Consider the following 5,437-nt stretch of genomic DNA (forward strand, 5'->3'; position numbering starts at 1 on the left):
CCGATCGCTTACACGGCGGTTCATCTTTACGTCAATGGGCAATACAAATTGCTCGCGATGCAGGCGACCCGCGTGGCGCTGGATTAGCGCCGTCGATGCCCGCCGGGTTGGGCATCTGAAGCCCGGTAGCGAAGGACAGCGCCTTGTAAGCGCAGATCGCGGTGCCGGTCCCCAGGAATCACCTGTTTTACCACTCGCAAAAATTTGCTAAACGCTAAGCCGCAACTGCTTCGTCCTCCACCGCCTTGCGTCCCGCCCAGCGCGAGCGGTTGACCGCGCTGATAATCGCATCGCTGATTGCCTGAACCGCGTTTGCATGCACGGCGACGCCGTAACGCGCGGTCTGATCGCCAATCCGGCAACCGATGAACACCGCCGTCTCTCCCTTAGCCGTCACCGCTGTCTCAAACGAAGTCACATCGATCGCGGCGCCCGCCGCCTCGCTCATTGCAGCCGCGACGGCCTGGGCATGCGCTTCGTCGGCCGTCTTCGACACCGGCACCAATACGCGACGGTCGTTGAAGCGAATCGCCGAAGCGTCGGCGCGTGACGCGGGCCCTTTTGCATCGAAGTATTCGCGTTTGAAGAGGGCGCAAATGGCGTCGCCTGAAACTTCTTCGCCGGAGGAATCGGCGACTTTTTGAACAGCGTGGCTGAACTCGATCTGCACGCGCCGCGGCGGCGTGAATCCCAACCCGCGTTCGAGGAGATAAGTCGCGCCTCCCTTGCCCGACTGGCTGTTCACGCGGATCACGGCGTCGTAGCTACGGCCGAGGTCGGCGGGGTCGATCGGGAGATAGGGCACATCCCACACGGTGCCGGCCACGCGCTGCGCAAATCCCTTGCGGATTGCGTCCTGGTGCGAACCTGAGAAGGCCGTGAACACGAGATCGCCGGCATACGGGTGACGCGGATGCACGGGGATCTGATTGCATCGTTCGACGACACGCCGCACGCCATCGATATCCGAAAAATCGAGGCCCGGGTCGACGCCTTGTGTGTACAGGTTCATGGCGAGCGTGACGAGATCCACGTTGCCAGTGCGCTCGCCGTTGCCGAAAAGACATCCTTCCACGCGATCCGCGCCTGCCAGGATCGCGAGTTCCGCCGCGGCGACCGCCGTGCCGCGATCATTATGCGGATGCACCGAAAGCACGATGCTGTCGCGATAACCCATGTTGCGGTCCATCCACTCGACCTGATCCGCGAACACGTTAGGCATGGCCGCTTCGACCGTGGCGGGCAAGTTCACGATCATCTTGTGATCGGGCGTCGGCCGCCACATTTGCGCGACGGCGTCGCAGACTTCGCGGGAAAACGAAAGCTCGGTCATGCTGAACGTTTCCGGCGAATACTGATACGTCCAGTGTGTGCCGGGGTGCGCTGCGGCGCATTCCTTGATGATGCGCGTGCCTTCCACCGCCAGCGCCTTGGTTTCTTCCTTCGTCATCCCGAAGACGATTTTCCTGAACGACGGACAAATCGCATTGTACAGATGCACGATCACGTTCGGCGCGCCTTCCACCGCTTCAAACGTTCGCTCGATGAGGTCCCGGCGCGATTGCACGAGCACTTCGATGGTGACATCGGCGGGAATGCGGTTTTCCGTGATCAGCTTGCGCGCGAAGTCGAAATCCGTCTGCGATGCCGACGGAAAACCCACTTCGATTTCCTTGAAACCCACCGCCACCAGCATCTCGAAGAATTCGAGTTTGGCGTCGATGCTCATCGGGTCGATCAGCGCCTGGTTGCCGTCGCGAAGATCGGTGCTCATCCAGATGGGCGCCCGTTCGATCGTACGGGTCGGCCATTGGCGGCCTTTGAGCGTGACTTGAGGGAAAGGGCGGTATTTCTCGGAAGGGTTGCGCATCATCATCGTGGGCCTCGGCTGAACGCGTTGTACGCGTGAAAGCGCAGTCGTTGCGAGGCGGACACTTGGCCGGCGGCTTGCCGGCATGGGTCCGATGCGCGCTGCCAGGGTTCACGTGTTGCCCGGACGCGGATGACGCCGGTGACAAACGTGAACGATGCAAATGCAGCGTGCATGTGATCCTCGCGTTTTCGTGGCCGTGGATGAACGGACGAAAGCAGACGACTACGGGTGGTGAAAAGGGAACTGCGAAAGGGGCACTACGGAACTACAGGCGGGACCGGGCGTTGGGAACGCACGGCGCCACGTTTAGCGACTTACGCTAGACGTAGCGATAGGGGCCGCGCTAGGCGACCCAGGGTAATTCGAAGGGAGGAGAATTGGGCAAAGCTCATTTCTGCACAGTAGCCGACGGCGTGCGGGTTTGTCAACCTTCTTGTCTTCTGACGATTTCCGCAATCAGCTCGGCCTGACGCGCGAGCGCGGCGGGAATCGGTGCTTCGCCGCGTAGAACGGTCTCGATCCAGCGCGCGGTAGTCGCTGCGTCGAGGGCCTCGGGCAAGGGCACGGCAGGCGCTTCCGGTGACGAGCGTTCCGGCGAGAGCAACGTTTCTGCGTGACCATCGTGGAACCAGTCGACTTGCACTTGACGTCGTGTATCGGCGACCGCTTCGCCTTCCGTGCCTCGGGCGAGCAGCGCGCCGCCAGCGGCGGCATCGGGATGTTCGGTGAAAAGTCCCGTCAGGCTTTCCCGATATTCCGGATGCGTGTAGTTCACGAGCCGCAGGCCGGGCTGCGCGAACGGCTGGAGGATCTTGACGAGCGTGTGCGTGGAATTGCGCACGCCCATGATCCGCCGGATGGCGAGAAGACGCGCGAGCTTCGGCGCGAGCACCCCGATGGGCGCGAACGACAGGCGGCGGGAGGCGAGGTTGTCCTCGATCTCATCGTGTGAAGTCGAAGCTTCGATACCCAGTTCCGCGAAAATCGCCGCGCTCGTCACGCGCCCCGGGTCGTCGGTGACGCCGTGCACGAGCACGGGCACGCCTTCACGCGCGAGCAGCAGCGCCAGAAGCGGTGTCAGGTTGGGCTGCTTGCGCGCGCCGTTGTAAGTCGGAATCGAAACCGGACGCGCGTCATCGCGGCCATTCTGGATATGCAGGGGCTCGAACGAGCGATGCGCGGCCGCGAGCATCGCGGCGAGCTCCGCCGAGGTCTCCCCCTTCACGCGATACGCCAGCAATACCGCGCCGAGTTCGAGGTCGGAGACGCGGTTGTCGAGCATCGCTTCGTAGAGCGCGTATGTGTCCTCGCGCGTGAGCGCACGCGCACCGTTTGGCCCGCGGCCAATTTCCTTGATGAAACGGGCGCAGGGGAAAGCAGGGGAGTCGGTCATCGATTGGTCCGGGCGGCCGTCTGGTTGTGCACGTTCAGCCGCTTCAGTTGCGCAGTGCGGAAACATATTCAGTACCGCATTTGCGGCGGCCTTGCAAGCAATTGGGCCGCGTCTGCCTCACCTCCCATGCCATTCGGCCGAGTCGCGACGGCAAACCGCGCACGTTAAACTTGAGTCCTTGGTCGAGCCATCCGGGTCGAGTCATGCCAACAGGAGAGAAGCGCGATGAGTCATGTATTTGCTGCGGCGCCCGTGGTTGCTGTACCGGTAGCCGGTTCCAGCGACGAATTTCCCGTTCGCCGGATTTATTGCGTCGGCCGAAACTACGAGGCGCACGCGCGTGAGATGGGCCACGATCCAGATCGCGAGCCGCCGTTCTTTTTCGCCAAGCCCGCTGATGCCGTGCTGTTTGTCGCACCCGGCGCGACCGGCGAATTCCCGTATCCGTCGCAATCGAAGAATGTGCATTTCGAGATGGAACTGGTTGCGGCCATCGGCAAGCGGGGCAAGGACATTCCCGCCGATCATGCGCTTGACTACGTATTCGGCTACGCGCTCGGCCTCGACATGACTCGCCGCGACTTGCAGGCCGAAGCGAAGAAACTCGGCCGTCCGTGGGATACCGCAAAGGGCTTCGATCAATCCGCGCCGCTTGGTCCAATCCATCCGGTCGCGCAAGTCGGGCACCTGGAAAAAAGCGCGATCTGGCTCACGGTCAATGGCGAAGAAAAGCAGCGCTCGGACATCTCGCAACTGATCTGGTCGGTCGGCGAGACGATCGCGTATTTATCGACGTTGTTCGAGTTGTTCCCCGGCGACCTGATTTTCACCGGCACGCCTGAAGGCGTCGGCGCGATCCAGAAAGGCGACTTGATGAAAGGTGGCGTGGACGGAATCGGCGAATTTGCGGTGCGCGTGGTCTGACTTTAAAAACGGGAGGAGACGATGAAGCTCTATAGCTATTTTCGGAGTTCGGCCGCGTATCGCGTGCGGATTGCGCTGAACCTCAAAGGGCTCGATTACGACTACGCACCGATTCATCTGCTGCGCGATGGTGGGGAGCAACTGAAGCCCGAGTATCGAGAGCTGAATCCGGATGGCATCGTGCCAACGCTCGTGGACGGCGACGACGTGCTGACGCAGTCGGTTGCGATCATCGAATATCTGGAAGAGACGCATCCCAAGCCGGCATTGCTGCCGGGCACCGCTCTCGATCGTGCGTTCATTCGTTCGGTCGCGCTGCAGGTGGCGTGCGAAATTCATCCCATCGACAACTTGCGGGTGCTGAAGTACCTGAAGCACACGCTGAAGGTTGGCGAAGAAGCGAAAGACGCGTGGTACAGGTATTGGCTGGAAGCGGGATTCAGCTCGCTGGAAAAGCGTCTTGCGAACGATCCGCGCGTGGGCGCGCTGTGCTTCGGCGATACCCCCACGCTCGCAGATCTGTGTCTCGTGCCGCAAGTGTTCAATGCGCGGCGTTTCAACATTGATATGAGCCGGTATCCGACGATCGAACGTATTGTCGATCACGCCGGGCAAATCGATGCGTTCGCGCGCGCTGCGCCAGGGCAGCAACCGGACGCAGAATGACGACAGCAGTTTTTTTATCCGGCGCCGGGCTTGGCGCAAGTTTGATTATTGCGATTGGCGCTCAAAACGCGTTTGTGTTGCGGCAAGGCCTGAAGCGAAGACACGTAGGCCTGGTCGTCTCGATCTGCGCTTTGATCGATGTATTGCTGATTGGGTTGGGTATCGGCGGAATGGGCGCGTTGATCGCCCGTGCGCCGGTGCTGCTCGACGTGATTCGATGGGCCGGTGCAGTGTTCCTGGTCCTCTACGGCGTTCGGGCGTTTCATGCGGCATGGAAAGGGCCGGGGCATTTGCAGGCCGAAAACGGCGAGACGCAGACGGCGTTGAAAGCGGCATCGACTGTGCTCGCCTTGTCGCTGCTCAATCCGCACGTTTATCTCGACACCGTTGTGTTGCTGGGTGGGATTGGCGCGCGATACGGCTGGCCGGGGAACGCGTGGTTCGCAGCCGGGGCGATGTGTTCGTCGGTTATCTGGTTCACCACGCTCGGGTTCGGTGCGCGATTGCTGCGGCCGCTGTTCGAGAAAGATGTCTCGTGGCGCGTGCTCGATGTGATCGTGGGTGTGGTGATGTGGTGGATT

5 protein-coding genes are annotated in these 5,437 nt (G+C 61.5%); 3 read left to right on the top strand and 2 right to left on the bottom strand.

Annotated elements, in window-relative coordinates:
* Positions 1-214: 214 nt before the first annotated feature.
* Both leuA and ybiB read right to left on the bottom strand, forming a co-directional pair.
* Positions 215-1,873 carry a 2-isopropylmalate synthase gene (leuA, locus tag ACFFAR_RS23370; RefSeq protein WP_062170394.1) on the bottom strand — a complete coding sequence of 553 codons (1,659 nt, stop codon included), beginning with the start codon at positions 1,871-1,873 and terminating at the stop codon, positions 215-217.
* 424 nt (positions 1,874-2,297) lie between these two features.
* Positions 2,298-3,266 carry a DNA-binding protein YbiB gene (ybiB, locus tag ACFFAR_RS23375; protein WP_174364322.1) on the bottom strand — a complete coding sequence of 323 codons (969 nt, stop codon included), beginning with the start codon at positions 3,264-3,266 and terminating at the stop codon, positions 2,298-2,300.
* Between the two features lie 225 nt (positions 3,267-3,491).
* On the opposite strand from ybiB, the gene ACFFAR_RS23380 reads away from it, so the two are divergent.
* From ACFFAR_RS23380 to ACFFAR_RS23390, 3 genes are all read left to right on the top strand, one after another.
* Complete coding sequence (locus ACFFAR_RS23380) at positions 3,492-4,190, top strand: fumarylacetoacetate hydrolase family protein (protein ID WP_174364321.1); 699 nt, start codon at positions 3,492-3,494, stop codon at positions 4,188-4,190.
* A 21-nt stretch (positions 4,191-4,211) separates the two neighbouring features.
* The gene (maiA, locus tag ACFFAR_RS23385) at positions 4,212-4,856 is read left to right on the top strand and encodes a maleylacetoacetate isomerase (RefSeq protein WP_075359321.1); all 645 of its coding nucleotides are present in this window, start codon (positions 4,212-4,214) and stop codon (positions 4,854-4,856) included.
* The coding region (locus tag ACFFAR_RS23390; protein ID WP_375508554.1) for a LysE/ArgO family amino acid transporter at positions 4,853-5,437 on the top strand (585 nt) is incomplete at its 3' end. The genes maiA and ACFFAR_RS23390, both read left to right, overlap by 4 nt.

The sequence above is a fragment of the uncultured Caballeronia sp. genome, assembly GCF_964243625.1.
Lineage (GTDB): Bacteria > Pseudomonadota > Gammaproteobacteria > Burkholderiales > Burkholderiaceae > Caballeronia.

Bases quoted from the DNA above. Each gene is read 5' to 3' on its own strand.
- leuA (WP_062170394.1), bottom strand. From the start codon at position 1,873: ATGATGCGCAACCCTTCCGAGAAATACCGCCCTTTCCCTCAAGTCACG.
- maiA (WP_075359321.1), top strand. From the start codon at position 4,212: ATGAAGCTCTATAGCTATTTTCGGAGTTCGGCCGCGTATCGCGTGCGG.
- ACFFAR_RS23380 (WP_174364321.1), top strand. From the start codon at position 3,492: ATGAGTCATGTATTTGCTGCGGCGCCCGTGGTTGCTGTACCGGTAGCC.
- ybiB (WP_174364322.1), bottom strand. From the start codon at position 3,266: ATGACCGACTCCCCTGCTTTCCCCTGCGCCCGTTTCATCAAGGAAATT.